Origin of the sequence: Hymenobacter sp. (assembly GCF_031398885.1) — a bacterium.
Lineage (GTDB): Bacteria > Bacteroidota > Bacteroidia > Cytophagales > Hymenobacteraceae > Hymenobacter.
The window spans coordinates 1-16,382 of the sequence record NZ_JANNOD010000099.1 but is presented as its reverse complement, the minus strand read 5'-3'; the positions used below and the strand labels follow the sequence as shown (position 1 = coordinate 16,382).

Genomic DNA, 16,382 nt, shown 5'->3' with positions numbered 1-16,382 from the left:
TGCAGGAAACTCACCCCGTCAGCCAGTTTGTAGGTGGCGTAGCGAAAGCCGGGCGGTTGCGAATCCTGCATTTCCGGTACACGGCCTGAACGAGCACTTCGATTCCCGCCGCGTGGTCGGTTTTAGGGTGTACTGAACTAAGGTCTGTTGCATGAGTGGGCGTCGCAAGTGAACTGATATCAGGGATAGGCCAGGCCTCTTTAGGGGTGCGGCGGCAGCACCTTATGAACGACCGGCGTGACGACGCGCGAGCAGCGCGGAACTTACCAGCCCACCAGTTAGTCGCACCAGTGCCAAAGGAGCAATTAGGGGGTTGGGGTTGAGCGCGCTGGGCAGCTGCTTGCCCGCCGGGCCGGACAAAGCCAATTCAAGGAAAGCGGTGTGCCCGATTTAAACTAACTTTGATTGGTTGCAAATAGCAACTGGTTGCAAAGCTATAAAACTGATTGTAAAAAGCAAGTGGTTGCAAACTAAAATATTAAATCTCGTGAATAACGCCCGGTCCTTTTGCCCCATGAACCTGACCTTGGAGCTGTTCGGCGACAAGTGGAGCTTGTTAATAATCAGGGACATAATGTTCAACGGTAAGCGTCATTTTCGGGAGCTTCTCCAATCCGAAGAAAAAATCGCCTCCAACATCCTAACTGACCGCTTGGGGAAGCTGGAGCTGGAGGGCATCATCACCAAGGGCCCCGACCCGGACCACAAGCAGAAGCACATCTACCGGCTCACGCCCGCCGGCATCGACTTGCTGCCGCTGCTCACAGAGATTGGCGCCTGGAGCATCAAACACCGTCGCGTTCCGGTTGAACTGTACCCCCACGCCCTGCAGCTGGTGCAGGGCGGAGCGCAGGTACAGGCGGCGGTTCGGGCCGAACTGAATGCCCGTCATTTGGGCAGCCCAGCTGAGTCATTGCCGCTAGTCAAGCCGCAATAAGGCGCGGATTCATGGTTTGCCGCTATTCACCACCGTCTGCAGTCCCGCGGGGCGGACGGTGACGCATCAAGGCGCGCAGTCCAAAAAAGGGGGGATTTTGTGTACACTTCCTGGGGCGCCGGCGCATATAGAAGAAAATCCGTTTCCCTTGTTACTTGCTAGTGCTTTTCTTATGACCGACCTTGCCAATTGACCGAATGAGTGCGCAATAGTCGCTTGCTAGCTCCGCGTAGCGCGTTTCCCTAGCGTCCCCCTTGAACACCTTCTGACCTCCATAGTGTATCATGACCACCCGCGAAAGAAAAACCCCGGAAGACTTGGATTGTGGCCTGCGGGTGTTCGGCAAAGTACTGGGGGCCAAGTGGAAGCCCCGCATCATGGACGCCATCAGCCAAGGTTGTAAAAGGCCCAGCGAAATTCACCGAAGACTTGCCCCGGTGACTCCGCGAGTCCTTGACATGCAGCTGAGTGAGTTGGAAGCCTATGGCTTGGTAGCCAAACGGGTTTATCCCGGGTTTCCGCTGCGGGTAAAGTATTTTCTAACCGAAATGGGCGTCAGCGCTTTGCCCATTATCAAACAAATGGACCAATGGGGCACCGCCCAGGCAGAGTACGTCAAAAACGTTGTCCACCTGCAGCGCGCTTCTGTGCCTCAAGAATCCATGCCGCAGCTATAACCCCTGCGCAATGAGGCCAACACCTAACAACTATTCGGTGACGGAATAATTATTCGGTTGTTGCCCGGCCCGTAGTGTGCATGAACCTTTGTGTCATGCAAAAACACGAAAAATCTCAGCTGCCGGCCACCATCCTTGGGATGGGCCAAGTAGGAGTAAAGCTAGGTGTATAGTCCCAGGGTGAGCTGGTGTGGTCTTCACGCCCGAACTTCGCCAACACTTATGGGACAAGTACTTCACGGCAGCGCCCGGACAACTCCGGCAGTACGGCGCCTTATCCAACAAAGTCCGGAAAGCTTACAAAGCCTAACCACCCGCCACGGGGTCAACCCCAAAACGGTGGCCAAGTGGCGTAGCCGCGCCACCACGGCCGATGCGCCAAGGTGATGAGCACCCCGAAGAGCAGCAGGCGCTTGGTTTCGAGTTTCATAGGCGGGCAAGTGTAGGATGAAGCGAAGCCAGGAGCCGGGTACGGGCTACGCAACGGCGGTTTCCAGCGCGGGCGTGGCGGATGCCGCGACGGCTACTTCCGGCGGAAACAGCTTGTAGAGCACTGGCGTGACGATGCGCGAGAGCAGCAGCGACGAGCTGAGGCCGCCCACCAGCACCCAGGCCAGCGGCGTGTAGAGCGGGGCCGGCTCCAGAATCAGCGGAATCAGGCCGCCGATGGCCGTGAGCGTGGTCATCAGGATGGGGATGAAGCGGGTTTCGCCGGCCTCCTCGATGGCCTGCTCCAGCGGCTGGCCCTGGGCGCGGAGCTGGTTGGTGTAGTCCACGAGCAGGATGGAGTTCTTGATTTCGATGCCGATGAGGGCCACGAAGCCGATGATAGCCGTGAACGAGAACGGGTAGCCGGCCCCGTGCAGCGCCAGCACCCCGCCCACCGCGCCCAGCGGCACCACCGAAAGCACAATGAGCGTACTTTTGAAGGAGCCGAATTCGAGCACCAGCACCAGCACAAAGGCGAAGGCCGAGAGCAGAATGGTGGTACCGAAACCCTCCAAAGCGTCGTCCTTATTCTCTTGCTCGCCAGCCATCTTGTAGGAATAGCCGGCCGGGAATTTCAGCTTATCCAAACGCTCCTGAGCGGCTTTTTGCAGCGTGGCGTAGAGGTAGCCGTCCTGGGCAAAGGCATTCACCGTGGTGTAGCGGGCCTGGTCGAGGTGGCGGATGGCGGGGGCCGCCGTCTCAAAGCGCACGTCGGCCACGTCGCGCAGCGGCACCACCCGGCCGGTGGCGGCGGGTACGTAAAGGCGGTCAAGCACGGCCAGCTGCTGGAAGCCACCGGCGCGGGCCAGCGTTACGTTCACGGGCAGCTTGTCCTGGCCGTCGCCAAGGGTGAGCGCCGCCGCCGGCAGGCCGGCCACGGCCAGGCGCACGGTACGGTCGATGTCGGCGGTGGCCACGCCCAGCAGGCCGGCCTTCTCCTGATTGACAACGACTTTGAGGTCGGTGGCGCGGGTGGCGACGGGGTTGTAGAGGTAGATGGTGCCGGGCACCTGGCGCAGCTCGCGCTCGACTTGCCCCGCGAGCCGGCGCAAGGTGTCGAGGTTGTCGCCGAAGAGGCGCACGGCTACGGGCGCTTCCAGCGGCGGGCCCTGCTCGAAGTCCTTCACCTCGACGCGGGCGTTGGGGTAGGTGGCCAGCTCGCGGCGCAGGCGCTGCACCAAGGCGTTTTTCTCCTCGTAGGTTTCGGCCCGGCACTGCACGAAAATCTGGGCAAAGTTGGGCTGTTCGTTGCGCTGGGGCACGTTGTAGTAGATGCTGGGCTGGCCCCGGCCCACGTTGGTGGTGTAGTGGATGATGTCGGGGTGGCGGGCCAGCACCCGCTCCACGTCGCGGGTTACGCGGTCGGTTTCGGGCAGGCCGGCCGAGTTGGGCATCTCCACGTTCACCAGAAACTGGGGCTTCTCGGCCTTGGGAAACAAACTGAAGCCCATGCGCGGCACGGCCAGGCCCAGCCCCAGCGCCACCAGCCCAAAGGCCGCGGCCAGCGCCAGTCGGGGGTGGCCCAACGCCCAGTGCATCAGCCGCCCGTAGGTGGCATCGACGCCGCGGCGCAAGGCCCGCAAAAACACGTTGCCCGCGGGGTTGTGAGACGCCCGCAAGAGCACGGTCGCCAGAAACGGCACGATGGTAAGTGAAACCAGCAGCGACGCTGCCACGGCCGTCACCACGGCGGTGGGCAGGCCCCGGATGAACGCGCCCGGCCCGGCCGGCAGCCGGAGCAAGGGCACGAAGGCAATGATGAGGGTAACCGTGACCCCGATAACGGGCAAAGCCAGTTGCGTGGTGGCCTCCACCACGGCCCGCGTCCGGCTCAGGCCCGTGCGCAAGAGCCGCTCGATGTTTTCGACCACCACGATGGCGTCGTCCACCAAAATGCCCAGCGCCACAATCAGGCCCACAATGCTGAGCTGGTTGATGGTGAAGCCCAGCGCGTTGAGCAGGAACAGCCCGATGCTGAGCGAAAGCGGAATCGAAATCATGACCACCAGCGCCGCTCGCCAGCCCAGCGGCAATAGCGTGAGGCTCACCAATAGAATGGCCAGCCCGAAGTCCTTGCCTAGCCGCGACAGCCGCTGGCCCACGCTGGCTGCCTGGTCGAAGGTGGTCACCAGGCGGATATTCGCGGGCAGCGTTTTTTGGAAAGCAGCTACCACCGGGCCAGCCTGCTTTTCGAGGTTGAAGATGTTCTGGCCCGGCTTCTGGGTGGCCGTGACCAGCACGCCGCGCACCCCGTCGAGGCGGGTGATGTGGCGGGCTTCCTCGTAGGCGAAGCGCACGTCGGCCACGTCGCGTAGCTGGATGATTTTGCCACCCTGGGCATACACCACCACGTTTTCAATCTCGCCCAGCGTGCGCAAGTCGCCGCTGGTTTTTAGGTTGAAGCGCCGGCTGCCCACTTCCACGCTGCCGCCGGGGATGCTCAAGTTTTCGCTTTGCAGCGCCCCCAGCACGGCGGCGGGCGGAATGCGCTGCTGGGCCAGTTTTTCCAAGTGGAGCGACACGCGCACCTCGCGCTGGGGGTAGCCCCAGGTTTTAACGGTTTTGAAGCCCGAAACGCGCTGCTCCAACCGGTCCTGCAGCTTTTCGGCCCACCGCTCCAGCTCCTGATACGAGGCGTTGGGGCCCAGCAGCACGTACTGGTACACGTTCACGTCTGAGGACTGGAACCGCTTCACCTCCAGATTCTGCAGACTGGCGGGCAGCTCCGGGCGGGCCGCGTTTACCTCGCGCACCATCTCCTGGTACTTGTCGTCGGGGCTGACCGAAAAGTCGTACTCGACCTGCACCACGGCCAGCCCATCGTCGGCCGTGGAGTTGATTTTCTTGACATTTTCCAGCTCGTTGAACCGCTTTTCCAGCGGCTGCACCACCTGGTCTTCGAGGTCGGCAGGCGAAGCGCCGGGGTACACGGCCACCACCGTGAAGGTGGGAAAGTTTACCTCCGGGTCCTCGCCGCGGGGCATGGTCAGCAGGGATTGGAGGCCCGCCGCCAGCAGCGCCACGAACAGGATGCGCGTGAACGAGCGGTTGGTAACGAAGAATTCGATAAAGTGACGCATGGCGAAGGGGATGCTAGTGGTCAGTTGCGGGTGGTCAGCGGTGCGGTCGGGCCGGCTGGGGGCCGCACGTTAATCGTGGAATACTCCGTCAGGAAGCCCGCGCCCTGGGCGACGACCTGGGCCACTGAGTCGAGGCCGGCGCGCACGTACACCCGCCCGCCGTCGAGAAAGGCCACCCGAATGGGCAGCTTGCGCACCCGGCTACCCGTCGCGGCCGGCGCGAAGACGAAGGCGTTTTCGCCCTCCCCTTCTATCAGGGCCTCGGCCGGCACGACGTGGTAGGCAGCCTGCTGGCGGGGGCGAAGGCTGGCGCGGGCGAACAGGCCGGTGGCCAGCGCCGCGCCAGCCTGGGGCCGCACCTGAATATCAATTTGCCAGGTGCCGCTGGCCGGGTCGGCCCCGGCGGCCAGGCGGCTCACCCGGCCCGTGAAGTCGCGGTCGGGGTAGGCGTCGAGGCGCACGGTGGCCGGGTCGCCCACGCGCAGCCGCGCCCAGTCTTTGTCGGCCACGCCGGCCTTCAGGGTCCAGGTGTCGGCGCCAGTCGTGGCGTTCATGAATAAGACCGGCGTGCCGGGCGCGGCCAGCTCGCCCTCGTTGAGCAGCTTGCGCACGATGCGCCCGGCCACCGGGGCCCGGATTTCGGAAAACTGCCGGTTGAAGCGGGCGATGCGGACCTGCTCCTGGGCCACGGCGTAGGCCGTGCGCAGGTTTTCGACGGCCTCACGCGGGGCGGCACTGTCGGCCAGCAGCCGGCCGAAGCGGTCGAGGTCGCGCCGGGCTTTGGTCTGGCCCTGTTCGGCCTGGGTTACTTGGGCGCTGATTTCGGTCAGGTCGAGGGCCGCCAGCAGTTGGCCGCGCTGCACGTAGTCGCCCTCCTTCACCAGCACGCGGCGCACCAGACCCCCAGTCTTAAACGAAAGCCGGGCTTCGGTTTCGCTGCTGAGCTGGCCCGAGGCCGCGATGGGCTGGGCCAGCAACTGCCGGCGCACGGGGGTCAGCGTCACGGCTACGTTGTCGGTGGCCGTGGCCGGTGCTACCGCTTCGGCCGTGGCGGGTTTAGCCTTCTGGCAGCCGGCGAGCAGGGATCCGGCTAGCACCAGGCCGGCCAGCCGGCTAAAAGAAATAAGGGGCGTAGGCATGATAAAAATGGCTTTGAGATGGGTGAGCATTTGTGCCGTCGCGCCGTTATTCCTGGGCCAGGGCCTGGCGCAATTCGGCTTCGCGGATGAAGACATCGTAGCCGGCGATGACGCGGGCGAGCTGGGCCGTGGTCTGGCGGGTGGTAGCGTCGAGCAGTTCGAGCACGATGGCCTGGCCCTCGACGTAACGGCGGCGCACGATGGCGTAGCTCTTCTCGGCGTTGAGTTGGGCGGCGGCGGCGGCCGTGGCGGCTTCGCGGGCCGAGGCGAGGTTGTCGTAGGCTTGCGTGACTTGCAGTTGCAACTGGTTCACCAGGTCGGCGCGCTGGGCCTGCACGTCGTCAAGCGCCAAGCGGGCCAATTGCTCTTCGCCCCGCTTGATACCGCCTCGGAACAGGTCCCAGCTCAGGGCGAACTGCATCAGTTGAAACCGCTGCTGGGGTACGTCGAAGCGGTAGCCAAAGCCCTGGTAGCCGAGGTCCGTCACCCAATTCAACTGGGGGTAGAGCCGCGCCGCCCGCCGCTGGCGCAAGCCCAGGGCGCGGGCGGCTTCGGAGCGGGCCAGCTGCTCCAGCTCGGGACGTTGCCGCACGGCGGCCGAACGGTACGCGGCCAGACTGGCCCCCATCGGGGCGGCCAGGGTGGTGCCGGTGGGTTCTTCAACAGCAATGCTGTCGTCGAGGGGCCGGTTGAGCAGGTAGTTGAACTGGGTGCGGGCCAACTGGCGGCGGTTGGCGGCGGTGGCCAGGTCGCGCTGGTTGCCGGCGAGCTGGGCCTTGGTGTTGTACACCGCGTCGTTGGTGGTAAGGTCCTCGGCCAGCCGCGCCTGGTTCACGCGCAACAGTTCGGCCAGGGTCTGGGCCGTGGTGCGGTACACGGCCACGGCCGCGCCGGCTTGCAGGTACTGGTAGTAGGCCACCTCAATCTGGTGGTGAAGGGTGTTGCGGTAGGCCGCCTGCTGGGCCTGCTGGGCCGAGAGCAGCTCCTTCTGGGCCTTGTAGTTGAAGTAGATGTCGGTGTTGAACAGCGGCTGGATGATGCGGACTTTGGTTTCGTGGAAGTTGTTGGGCAGCAGTTGCTCGGCCACGTTGTTGATTTGTGGAAACTGGTTGCTGCCCGTCAGCGTGTTGAGGGTGCGGTACACGGGGTTCATCAGGTCGCCAACTGGGATGTTGATAGTGCGCCCGCCGTTGGCTAGGGTGTAGCTCGCGCCCAGCTGCACCAGCGGCTGGTAAAGGCCGCCGGCCTGCCGCACCTGCTGGGCAGCGCTGGCCACGGCGAGGCCTTCGCGGCGGAGCGTTACGTTTTGGGCCAGCCCCGTTTCGATGTAGGCTTGCAGCGTGCGGTTCGGAAGCTGGGCCGCGGCGGGTTGGACCACCAGCAAGCCCATTAGCCCGCTTACCAGCCAGACCCTTTGGCAGCGCGTATTACCACCGATAAACAAGTGTACAGTGTTCATGTATAGGGCAAAAAAAGGTCATAGGCCGTGCTTTAGCACCTGAGTGAAGAGGTTCATCGCCTCGTCCATGAGGGCATGGCGGCGGTCATCGGGGAAAATCATCAGCCGCTTGCGCAGGAACAAGGCGGCGAGGCCGTGGACCTGGCTCCATACCATCAGGGCGGCACTTTCGGAGTTGGGGCAGCGGAAAACGCCCGCGTCCATGCCCTGCTGCATCACTTGCACCACGCGGTCGAAAGCTGCGCGGCCGCTGGCCCAGGGCGCGGCCTCGCCGCGGGCTTCCACGGCTTCCATCGGGCCGGTCATAATGAACATCAACTCGAATAGTTCCGGGTGCTCAAAGGCGAATTCGAGGTACTTGTGCCCCACGGCGCGTAGCCGCTCGGCCGGGTGCTGGATGCTGAACACCGACTCGAACGCCTGGGCCAACTGCCCAAAGGCCTGGTTTTGCAAAGCAAACAACAGCTCGTTCTTGTCTTTGAAGTAGAGGTAGATGGTGGCCGGGCTGTACTCAATGGCCTCGGCAATGTTGCGCATACTCACCTTCTCGAAGCCCTGCTCGTTGAACAGTTGCTGCGCCGCCGCCAGGATGGCCTGGCGGCGTTCGGTCTTTTCGCGCTCTTTGCGTTCGGCGATGCCCACAGGAAGAGGGAGAGGTTGCTTACGATGCAAATATAGTGAACGGTGTTCATATCTTGGCGATACTCAGTTATTAGTTGCGGCAATTTGGCTAGTGGTTGATGTTAGGTGGCCATTCGCTGGGCCATGAGACCCTCATGTAACTTTTGTACCAAACTTTTAACCAAGGCCAGTACTCGACACTTGCTTATCAAATCCCGCAAACTTTTTTCCTTCAACCCTTAATAATACCGCCCTAAACTCTCTCGCCTAACCGAACGACCTCAGATGCGTTTGGGGTCGATATTCAGCGCCCGGGCGGCGGCTTGGGCCGAGCGGCACTGCTCGGCCAGACGCAGGGCTTCGACGCGGAAGGCCGCGTCGAAGCCCTGCGACGTTTGTCGGATTTTGGCGTGTCTTTCAGGCGTAAAGAAAGATTCCCCCCAATTCTGTCCAGGCTAACTAAACCCCTCACTCGTATTTCGGCTTAGCTGTTGAGCCTGCAACTCAAGCAGCTTGTTGTACCCACGTAGCTGGGCCCTGAGTGGCCGGTGCTTGGCTATCTTGCTACTAATGAAAGCCCATTTACAGCAGTATCTTACCAGCCTTGCCTTGCTCAGCGAAGCGGATGTACATTATTCCCTTGCAGCGTTCAGTCCTATCAGCATTAAGAAGGGAAATTTCCTCGTCCGACAGGGGGAGGTATGTGACCAGGCCGCCTTTATTGTGATAGGCGGAGTCAAATCCTTTTCGTCCGATAAAACTGGCAACGAAAATATTATTTGCTTTCGGTTTGAAAACGAGTTTACAACCTCGTTTGAAAGCTATTTTTTCCGGCGGCCATCCCCGAAAAGCATTCAGGCTATTGAGGCTTGCGTACTGCTCCGCATCACTCCCGCTCGCCTGCGAAACTTGCTGGAGAGGATACCGGCGTGGGATATCATCCTGCAAGAACTGGTGCGGCAGGAACTCATCGCCAGGGAAAAGTACCTGCTGGCTTACCATAACAAGCCGGCCAGAGAGAAATACCTGCTTAGCCTGCAGCAAGCGCCTGACCTGGTGAGGCGGGTCAGGGCGGCGGACCTGGCTTCCTACCTAGGCATAACCGAGAGGACGTTGACGCGGGCCAAGCAGGAAGCACGGTAGGGCTAGCTGGCGGTAGTCGTTGCAGTTCAGGACAAATGTCCTTTTTAGTCGGTTTTTATCCTCCCTAGCTTTGCATCGAACTAAAAACGTTCTGTTATGCAACGCGTTGCGGAGGAAGTATACCACATTCCCCTCATGCCCCGGGATGGCATCAACTGCTACCTGGTAGAGGGCACCCTGGTAGATTCCGGGATTCGCGCCTCTTATGGGAAAATCAGCCGCTGCCTGCGGCAGGTTCCGGCGCACAGGCACGTACTCACCCACGCCCATGCCGACCACCAGGGCAGCAGCGACCAGCTCTGCCAGACCTTCAACCTACCCCTGGATTGTCACGAGCGGGAGGTGCTGCGAACGGAAACCGGATTGGTCACGAAAGATTACCCGTCACCCGGCAGCCCGATTGCCAAATTTCAACAAGCCTGTTGGGCCGGCCAAGGTCACCCCGTTGCCGACACCCTGCGGGAAAATGATTGGGTCGGCACGTTTCGCGTGGTGGAAAGTCCGGGACACGCGGCGGGCCACCTGGCTTTTTTCCGGGAAAAGGACGGGTTACTGCTGGCGGGCGATGTGGCGACCAACATGAACTTGCTGACTACCTGGCCGGGGCTGCACCTGCCCCCGGCCATGTTCACTTCAAATCAGGAGCAAAACATTGCTTCCCTCAAGAAGCTGGCTGACCTACACCCTCGCCTGATTTGCTTCGGTCACGGGCCGGTACTGCTAAATGACCAGCGGCAGTTCGAGCACTTCGCGGCCCGGCAATAGGCTCCTTCGGACATCACATAGGCTGCATAAAGCCAAAGTCGTGAACGCAAACTTGTTGATTGCCAGGCGGCTAGCGGCAAATTGCCCGGGGGCGACTTGGGCCGGCCACCTGCCGCGCATAGCGACCCCGCGGGCGTGCAACGCAGCCCCGTGGCGCGGACGATGCTGCGCTGGGAGTTGCGCTCGGTGAGCAAGGCCTCGGCCTGGGCATACTGCGCCGCTTTGGCCACGGCCGCCGGCACGAACCGCGCCTGGTACCCGCAGGCCTTGCACTGGTACTTCGGCTGGCCGCCTTGCGTGCTGTTGCAACGAATTTGTTCGCTGTTGCAGCGGGCACATAAATGCTGCGTATAAACCATGCGCTAATGTTACGCTCTCACTCTTCAATAGACCACCGCCGCCTTGCTGGAAGAAGCCCGCCTCGAAGCGACCCACTACCTCGACATCTATTTCACCCTGGTGGCCCACCGCCGCTCGGACCTGGGCTACCGCCCGCCCCGCCAATTCGAATACGGCCTGGAAACCATCCCACCTTGGCTCACTGTCTGTTTTTACTGGACCGCCCATTTTCCGCCCTTGAGAAAGCGTGATAAACGCCGTAAGTATAATGAACAGCTACGAAAGAAAAACCCCTGAAGACCTGGATTGCGGGCTGAGAGTATTTGGTAAAGTATTGGGTGCAAAATGGAAAACCTGCATTATGGCCGCCTTAAAGCAAGGGGACCGGAGGCCCAGCGAGATTCACCGAAGATTTGACTCGGTAACTCCCCGGGTTTTGGACATGCAGCTGAGCGAACTGGAAGCCTATGGCATGGTGTCGAAACGGATTTACCCGGGCTTTCCGCTACGGGTGGAATACTTTTTAACGGAAATGGGAGCGAGTGCTTTACCAGTAATCGAGCAGATGGACCGGTGGGGTAGTACCCACGCAGATTCGGTTAAAACCATTGCTCGGCGGCAGTCTATTGCTTTGCAGAGGGAAACGCCAGCGGAGAAATAATCCGTATTAGGCGCGTTTCATACCGAATAATTATTCGGTGACGGAATATTTATTCGGTTATTGCCGGCCCTGCGGCCGGCATGGACCTTTGTATCATGCAAAAACACGTGACACCACTGCCGCCGGTCACCGTCATCGGGCTCGGCCAGATAGGACTGAAGCTGGTCGAATTGCTCAGCCAGCAAAACACCCCCACAGCGGTCTGGAACCGGACCATTGCCAAGGCCAATGCACTGCAGCGGGTTACGGTCGCCGAAACGCTGGATGCTGCCATCCGCCACAGCCCGGCCGTAGTTATCTGCGTCCATGACTACCCTGCCGTCAATGAGCTGCTCACGGGCTTGGCCGACAAGAGCATCCTCCGCGGTAAAACCATCATCAACTTGACGACCGGCAGCCCCGGCGAAGTCCAGGTGCTGGAGCGCTGGCTAGACCAGCACGGCGCTCCCTACCTGGCCGGGGCAATCCAGGTAGCGCCCGACCAGTTAGGCCAGCCCGATACGACGATACTGGTATCCGGCAACCAGGCCGCATTCAGCCAGTACGAAAACCTGCTCCGTGTCTTTGGGGGCAACATTAAGTACTTGGGAGGAGAGGCCTCGGCGGCTTCGACGATGGACCTGGCCACCTTGGCTTGGCTGTATGGCTCGTACATCGGGCTGCTGCACGGGGCGGCTTTGGCCGAGCGAGCCAACCTCAAGCTGAGCTTGTTCAGCGACATTATAGCGGAAATCACCGGGGGCTTTACCGAGTTCTTCCAGCATGAGCTGCAGGTAATCGAAAAAAACGAATTTGCTATCACCCAGAGCCCCCTTTCGATAAGCGTGTCCGCCACGCAGCGCATCCGGGATGCCGTGGGTGAAAATGGCTTGGACACGTCCTTTTTCGAATCCGTCGCTAACCTGCTGCAAAAAGCCCAAGCCGACGGGTATCAGCAACAGGAACTGGCAGCCCTGATAAAGGTCATCCGCCGAAAGAAGGATAGTCTAGCGCAATCGGTGTGAGGTTGCTATCTGTTGTCCGCGCGGTAAAGCCAGCGGAAATTGCCCAGTTCTTCATGTGGGGCGGCATTGTGACCCTGACCTGGTACTTCATGCACGGTGCCGACCATTTCCTGGCCCTGACGCCCGAAGCGCTCGGAAAATATTTTTCGGTGCGGTGGGTGCTAATCGCGCACATCACCGCCGGCGGGGGAGCCCTGGTGCTGGGCCCGCTGCAGTTTTGGGACCGGCTACGCCGGTCTCAGGTGCGCCTGCACCGAATCATTGGCTTGGTGTACTTGCTGGCCATTGTGACCAGTTCACTATGCGCCGTGGTGCTGGCCTACACAACCGCTTACCAGGTGAATTGGGCGTACGCGTTTTCTTTGCAGGTGTGGGTAAGCGTCTGGATTGCGTCTACATACATTGCCTACCGTACCGCGCTCAAAAAGAAATTCCAGCTGCACAAAGAATGGATGACCAGGAGCTACCTGGTCACCCTGGCTTTCGTGCTATCCGGGCTGGCTTTGAAGTTACCATTCATGCAGAAATTTGGCAGCTTCGCTGAGATTTCTCCTTCCCTGTTCTGGCTGGGCTGGTCAGTCCCCTTGTTTCTGTATCAAGTTCTTTTGTCGGCAGCCAGAAAATAACAACCCAGGTCAGTCAATCCAGTAGGCGCCCACATAGTCCAGTCCTAAAATAGAGGATAGGCCAGCGCCAACGCCAAGGGCATGGGGGACGAGCCGCCTAATTCGATATGGCTCGGGCCTCTTACCTCGCGGGCTCCGGGCTGCATATTAGTCCTCGTTTGGCCTGCTTTCGGTATTCGGCGGGGCTCATGCCGCTATGCTTGCGGAACTGTCTGCTCAGGTGGCTTTCGTCGGTGAAGCCCAGCTCATCTGCAATCTGACTGATTGCTAAAGCACTGTGGGTCAACCGCTGCTGCACGAGCCACATTTTGTAATGCCGGAGGTAGTGTTGCAGACTTTCTCCGGCAAATTTGCGGAAATACTCGCCAACATAATTAGCCGAGAGGTGAAAGTGCGCGGCCAGGTACTCGACGCGCAACTTCTCGGGGCAGTGAATGTGCAGGCGCAGGTGCAGCAGGAGCCGGTTTATAAGCGGCTCGGCTACCATACCGGCAGTCCGTAGGCCGGTCGGGTCCTCGGCGTTGACGTTGCGGGCCAGGATGTTTAGGACGACCTGCACCAGATGCTGGAGGTTTTCCTCCCGGTAGGGCTGCTGGGGCTCGTATTCGGCCACCAGCGTCGCCACCAGTGTGCGCAGAAGGTCACCGTCACCCGGCCGGCCAATTAGCAGCTCCTGGAAGCGGTTGTGGTGAAAAAAGAGGTGCTCCAGTTGCTTGAGCCAGTGCGCAATCCGCAGACGCTCCGGAGCACTGCGGCACTGCCCCAGGAACACCTCCGAGAAACGGATGGAACAGAAACGTGTTGGAGTGCTGATGTCAAACCCCCGGCAGTCCAGCGGCGTGAACAGAAAAATGCTGCCTTGGGCGTAAGAAAACCGGTTGTGGTTCACCACGCGCACCCCGCTGCCGTCCAAGATGTGCACAATCTCAAAGAAGTGGTAGGTCAGCGGGCGCTCATTCCAGCAGTCAATATCGCAGACGTGCAACTCAAAGGCTTGGTGTAGCTGTCGATTTTTCATTATCTGGGCAGAGCGTGGGAAAGTACCGTAGAAACCCGTCTTTTTCACGGTCCGGCCTTGGCAGGTCCCCGTAACTTTGCCAGCAGAAGTCCCCGACTGCCGGGGCAATTGTGGAGGCAGGCACAGCCTCGCCCTGGTACTCAATAAACCGGATGGGGGGCTTTTTGCAAATAATACCAACCCCTCGGCAAGACACTCAGGATATGGCGTTTGAACGGCGACATTATTCACTACCGCCTCTTGCCACCCGCTCATCCGCAACAGCTTTTTCTAAACCTTGCTTCACCATCATCCTCGAAATGACCACCATGGAAAAGCTGACCTATTATGTGCTGGATGTATTCACTGACCGAAAATACGAGGGCAACCAACTCTCCGTCGTTCATTGTGACCGGGAACTGGAACTAGCCCAGTACCACGCCATTGCCCGGGAGTTTGGGTATTCGGAAACCTCCTTTATTGCCTACTCCGCGGAGGAAAAGGCCTTGAAAGTGCGCTCTTTCACGCCGGCCGAATTCGAGGTGCTCGGCGCCGGCCACAACCTGCTGGGGGCGGTGTGCCTGGCGCTGCTCAAGAAATGGGACATCTTCAACGGGCAGCAGGGGAGGCCTTGGGTCGTGATTGGGGACACCAAAATACCGTTGCTGATTACTGAGAAGGCAGGTCAGTTTTACGTGGCCATGCAGCAACGGCCGGCGACGGTGCTGCCAAGCATCCCGGCTTCGGTCATTGCTCCCGCGATTGGCTTGTCCGAAGCCGACCTGCGGCCGCATGGCTGGGAAATCGCGGTGGTGCAAACCGAAGTACCCCATCTGATGGTGCCCGTCAGGGACCGAATATGCCTGCAACAGGCCGTGCCGAATAAAGCGCGGCTAAAGGAGATATCCGAAAAGTACGGCTTTGAGGGATTTTATCTCTTTGCTACCGACCAGCCGAATACCGCCTACGCAGTGGAAACCCGATTTTTCAACCCCGGGATGGGGATTGATGAGGACCCGGCCACGGGAACGGCGGCCGGGCCTTTGGCCGGGTACCTGGAACAGCTGGGGCACCTGAGTCGGAATACCGACTACCGGATTTTGCAGGGAACTGCCGTACAGCATCCCTCTTCCATCACGGTTAATGTGCAAGAGGAAGGGATTTGGGTGAGTGGCTCTTCCGTAATCGTCATGGAAGGGACGCTTTACCTCGACGAAAAAAACCCGCAGTAATGAGTTGCTTCAAGCCACTCCCTTCGTCAGCAACTGCGCCACACTGCCCCGGCCGGTGGTCCGTTGAAGGTGGAGTACCGCCACCTTTTTGATAAAAGGCATAGCCATTCACATGATACGCAGTGTTTTCACCGATTAACCCGGCCGGTGATGAGGAGCGTCTCACGAATTGCCTGCCGCCGCTGGTCGGTGCGGGCCTGGCGGGCGGGGTCCTGCATGAACTGCTCGAAGATGGCTGAGCTGGGAAAAGCCAGTACCTGAATTTCGTAGGGGTGCTCCTGTCCCGGGGCAAGAAAAGTCTCGCCGCTGGGCCGCACCCGGCACACCACCTGGCCGCCGTGCCGAACCAGCAGGTCCAACGCATACGCTTCGTACTCGGCAAAAGCTTGTTCCTGGCCGGGCACCAGGTACAGCAGAACGGTAATATAGAGAGCAGTGTCGCTGTCAGTCATGAGGAAAAGAGTAAGAGATACGGAAGGAGCAACAGGGTAGCAGGCAGGCTTGTAAGTTGGAGTGCATTTGCCGGCCTTTTCCCTGGTTGAGGTCAATTAGCCGCTTGCGGGCAGTTGAGCGAGGCCTCCGAGTCGCCGGGGTAGTTGTCCGGCCCCAAGGCCGTACTCAGGAACACGTCCACGTACAGATCTTCCCAGTCCGGGGGCAGCGGGAAGCCGGGCCGCAGGTAGTACGTTCCCAGCACCGACCGGGGCGCGGCCGGGCTGGAGCCCCGGTCTTGCTGCGCCAGGTTGCGCAGAAAGTCCGGGTGGACCGTGCCGCCACCGCTGCCGGCATAGTCCGGCCAGGTAGGAGTACCGACGGCATCTTTGGTGCCCAGGTATCCAAACGGCGAGCCCGGCGCTTCCAGGGCCAGCGAGCGCAGCCGGCCCGGATAGTCCAGCGCGTACTGCACCGCCACGTTGCTGCCCATCGACCAGCCCAGTACGTGAAACGAAGCAAGTTGCAGTGCCTCGGCCCAGCTGGCCAGGTCATCGGCAAAATCCCGCAGGCCGCGCGTAGCATCCACGGACAGCACTTGGCTGGCGCCGAAACCGCGCAAGTCCGGTGCTAGCACCCGGTACGGCCCCAACGGGCTCAGGGCCAGTATGAAATCCTGAAATATCAGCGACGACACTACGTTGGCGTGCAGCAGCACCACGGTGGTGGGGCCTGCGCCCGCCTCCAGGTAGGCCACCCGCAAGCGGGAAGTAGGCCCCAC

Annotated in this window: 16 protein-coding genes and 1 pseudogene; 10 read left to right on the top strand and 7 right to left on the bottom strand. The window is 60.7% G+C overall.

Going from position 1 to position 16,382, the window contains the following annotated elements; genetic code table 11:
* Positions 1-514: 514 nt before the first annotated feature.
* From RMO51_RS18485 to RMO51_RS18475, 3 genes and pseudogenes are all read left to right on the top strand, one after another.
* Positions 515-937 carry a helix-turn-helix domain-containing protein gene (locus RMO51_RS18485; protein WP_310397162.1) on the top strand — a complete coding sequence of 141 codons (423 nt, stop codon included), beginning with the start codon at positions 515-517 and terminating at the stop codon, positions 935-937.
* Between the two features lie 284 nt (positions 938-1,221).
* On the top strand, positions 1,222-1,614 hold the full coding sequence (locus RMO51_RS18480; protein WP_310397160.1) for a helix-turn-helix domain-containing protein: 393 nt from the start codon (positions 1,222-1,224) through the stop codon (positions 1,612-1,614).
* Positions 1,615-1,836: 222 nt separating this feature from the next.
* Positions 1,837-1,992 (top strand): annotated as a pseudogene (locus RMO51_RS18475) (IS481 family transposase); the annotation flags it as partial.
* A 98-nt stretch (positions 1,993-2,090) separates the two neighbouring features.
* Here RMO51_RS18475 and RMO51_RS18470 read toward each other — a convergent pair.
* From RMO51_RS18470 to RMO51_RS18455, 4 genes are read right to left on the bottom strand one after another with little or no spacing between them, the layout of a single operon-like run.
* Positions 2,091-5,183, bottom strand: a complete 3,093-nt coding sequence (locus RMO51_RS18470) for an efflux RND transporter permease subunit (protein WP_310397158.1) — start codon at positions 5,181-5,183, stop codon at positions 2,091-2,093.
* A 20-nt stretch (positions 5,184-5,203) separates the two neighbouring features.
* Complete coding sequence (locus RMO51_RS18465; RefSeq protein ID WP_310397156.1) at positions 5,204-6,322, bottom strand: efflux RND transporter periplasmic adaptor subunit; 1,119 nt, start codon at positions 6,320-6,322, stop codon at positions 5,204-5,206.
* Positions 6,323-6,368: 46 nt separating this feature from the next.
* The gene (locus RMO51_RS18460; protein ID WP_310397154.1) at positions 6,369-7,781 is read right to left on the bottom strand and encodes a TolC family protein; all 1,413 of its coding nucleotides are present in this window, start codon (positions 7,779-7,781) and stop codon (positions 6,369-6,371) included.
* 18 nt (positions 7,782-7,799) lie between these two features.
* Positions 7,800-8,423 (bottom strand): TetR/AcrR family transcriptional regulator, encoded by a 624-nt coding sequence (locus RMO51_RS18455; protein WP_310397153.1) that lies wholly within the window; start codon positions 8,421-8,423, stop codon positions 7,800-7,802.
* A 549-nt stretch (positions 8,424-8,972) separates the two neighbouring features.
* On the opposite strand from RMO51_RS18455, the gene RMO51_RS18450 reads away from it, so the two are divergent.
* The 6 genes from RMO51_RS18450 (at position 8,973) to RMO51_RS18425 (ending at position 12,940) form a co-directional block, all read left to right on the top strand.
* Entirely contained in the window at positions 8,973-9,545 is a 573-nt protein-coding gene (locus RMO51_RS18450) for a Crp/Fnr family transcriptional regulator (RefSeq protein ID WP_310397151.1), read from the top strand.
* Between the two features lie 96 nt (positions 9,546-9,641).
* Entirely contained in the window at positions 9,642-10,310 is a 669-nt protein-coding gene (locus RMO51_RS18445) for an MBL fold metallo-hydrolase (RefSeq protein ID WP_310397149.1), read from the top strand.
* A 402-nt stretch (positions 10,311-10,712) separates the two neighbouring features.
* A complete protein-coding gene (locus tag RMO51_RS18440) occupies positions 10,713-10,946 on the top strand; it encodes a hypothetical protein (RefSeq protein ID WP_310397147.1) in 234 nt (77 codons plus the stop codon).
* Entirely contained in the window at positions 10,918-11,310 is a 393-nt protein-coding gene (locus RMO51_RS18435) for a helix-turn-helix domain-containing protein (protein ID WP_310397145.1), read from the top strand. The genes RMO51_RS18440 and RMO51_RS18435 overlap by 29 nt, the downstream gene beginning before the upstream one ends.
* A gap of 95 nt (positions 11,311-11,405) precedes the next feature.
* Positions 11,406-12,314: an NAD(P)-binding domain-containing protein gene (locus tag RMO51_RS18430; RefSeq protein ID WP_310397143.1), complete on the top strand. Its 909-nt coding sequence runs from the start codon at positions 11,406-11,408 to the stop codon at positions 12,312-12,314.
* Positions 12,315-12,367: 53 nt separating this feature from the next.
* Positions 12,368-12,940 carry a DUF2306 domain-containing protein gene (locus tag RMO51_RS18425; RefSeq protein WP_310397141.1) on the top strand — a complete coding sequence of 191 codons (573 nt, stop codon included), beginning with the start codon at positions 12,368-12,370 and terminating at the stop codon, positions 12,938-12,940.
* Positions 12,941-13,061: 121 nt separating this feature from the next.
* Here the strand turns inward: RMO51_RS18425 and RMO51_RS18420 are convergent, their stop codons facing one another.
* A complete protein-coding gene (locus RMO51_RS18420) occupies positions 13,062-13,958 on the bottom strand; it encodes an AraC family transcriptional regulator (protein WP_310397139.1) in 897 nt (298 codons plus the stop codon).
* Between the two features lie 299 nt (positions 13,959-14,257).
* On the opposite strand from RMO51_RS18420, the gene RMO51_RS18415 reads away from it, so the two are divergent.
* Positions 14,258-15,169, top strand: coding sequence for a PhzF family phenazine biosynthesis protein (locus RMO51_RS18415; protein WP_310397137.1), 912 nt, complete (start codon positions 14,258-14,260; stop codon positions 15,167-15,169).
* Between the two features lie 128 nt (positions 15,170-15,297).
* On the opposite strand, the gene RMO51_RS18410 is transcribed toward RMO51_RS18415, so the two are convergent.
* Positions 15,298-15,621, bottom strand: a complete 324-nt coding sequence (locus tag RMO51_RS18410; RefSeq protein ID WP_310397135.1) for a DUF1330 domain-containing protein — start codon at positions 15,619-15,621, stop codon at positions 15,298-15,300.
* A gap of 92 nt (positions 15,622-15,713) precedes the next feature.
* On the bottom strand, positions 15,714-16,382 hold a 669-nt coding region (locus RMO51_RS18405; protein WP_310397133.1), incomplete at its 5' end, for an alpha/beta hydrolase.

What these genes read in the sequence shown, in the direction of transcription:
- RMO51_RS18485 (WP_310397162.1), top strand. Translation starts at nt 515, where the DNA reads ATGAACCTGACCTTGGAGCTGTTCGGCGACAAGTGGAGCTTGTTAATA.
- RMO51_RS18480 (WP_310397160.1), top strand. Translation starts at nt 1,222, where the DNA reads ATGACCACCCGCGAAAGAAAAACCCCGGAAGACTTGGATTGTGGCCTG.
- RMO51_RS18470 (WP_310397158.1), bottom strand. Translation starts at nt 5,183, where the DNA reads ATGCGTCACTTTATCGAATTCTTCGTTACCAACCGCTCGTTCACGCGC.
- RMO51_RS18465 (WP_310397156.1), bottom strand. Translation starts at nt 6,322, where the DNA reads ATGCCTACGCCCCTTATTTCTTTTAGCCGGCTGGCCGGCCTGGTGCTA.
- RMO51_RS18460 (WP_310397154.1), bottom strand. Translation starts at nt 7,781, where the DNA reads ATGAACACTGTACACTTGTTTATCGGTGGTAATACGCGCTGCCAAAGG.
- RMO51_RS18450 (WP_310397151.1), top strand. Translation starts at nt 8,973, where the DNA reads ATGAAAGCCCATTTACAGCAGTATCTTACCAGCCTTGCCTTGCTCAGC.
- RMO51_RS18445 (WP_310397149.1), top strand. Translation starts at nt 9,642, where the DNA reads ATGCAACGCGTTGCGGAGGAAGTATACCACATTCCCCTCATGCCCCGG.
- RMO51_RS18435 (WP_310397145.1), top strand. Translation starts at nt 10,918, where the DNA reads ATGAACAGCTACGAAAGAAAAACCCCTGAAGACCTGGATTGCGGGCTG.
- RMO51_RS18430 (WP_310397143.1), top strand. Translation starts at nt 11,406, where the DNA reads ATGCAAAAACACGTGACACCACTGCCGCCGGTCACCGTCATCGGGCTC.
- RMO51_RS18425 (WP_310397141.1), top strand. Translation starts at nt 12,368, where the DNA reads ATGTGGGGCGGCATTGTGACCCTGACCTGGTACTTCATGCACGGTGCC.
- RMO51_RS18420 (WP_310397139.1), bottom strand. Translation starts at nt 13,958, where the DNA reads ATGAAAAATCGACAGCTACACCAAGCCTTTGAGTTGCACGTCTGCGAT.
- RMO51_RS18415 (WP_310397137.1), top strand. Translation starts at nt 14,258, where the DNA reads ATGACCACCATGGAAAAGCTGACCTATTATGTGCTGGATGTATTCACT.
- RMO51_RS18410 (WP_310397135.1), bottom strand. Translation starts at nt 15,621, where the DNA reads ATGACTGACAGCGACACTGCTCTCTATATTACCGTTCTGCTGTACCTG.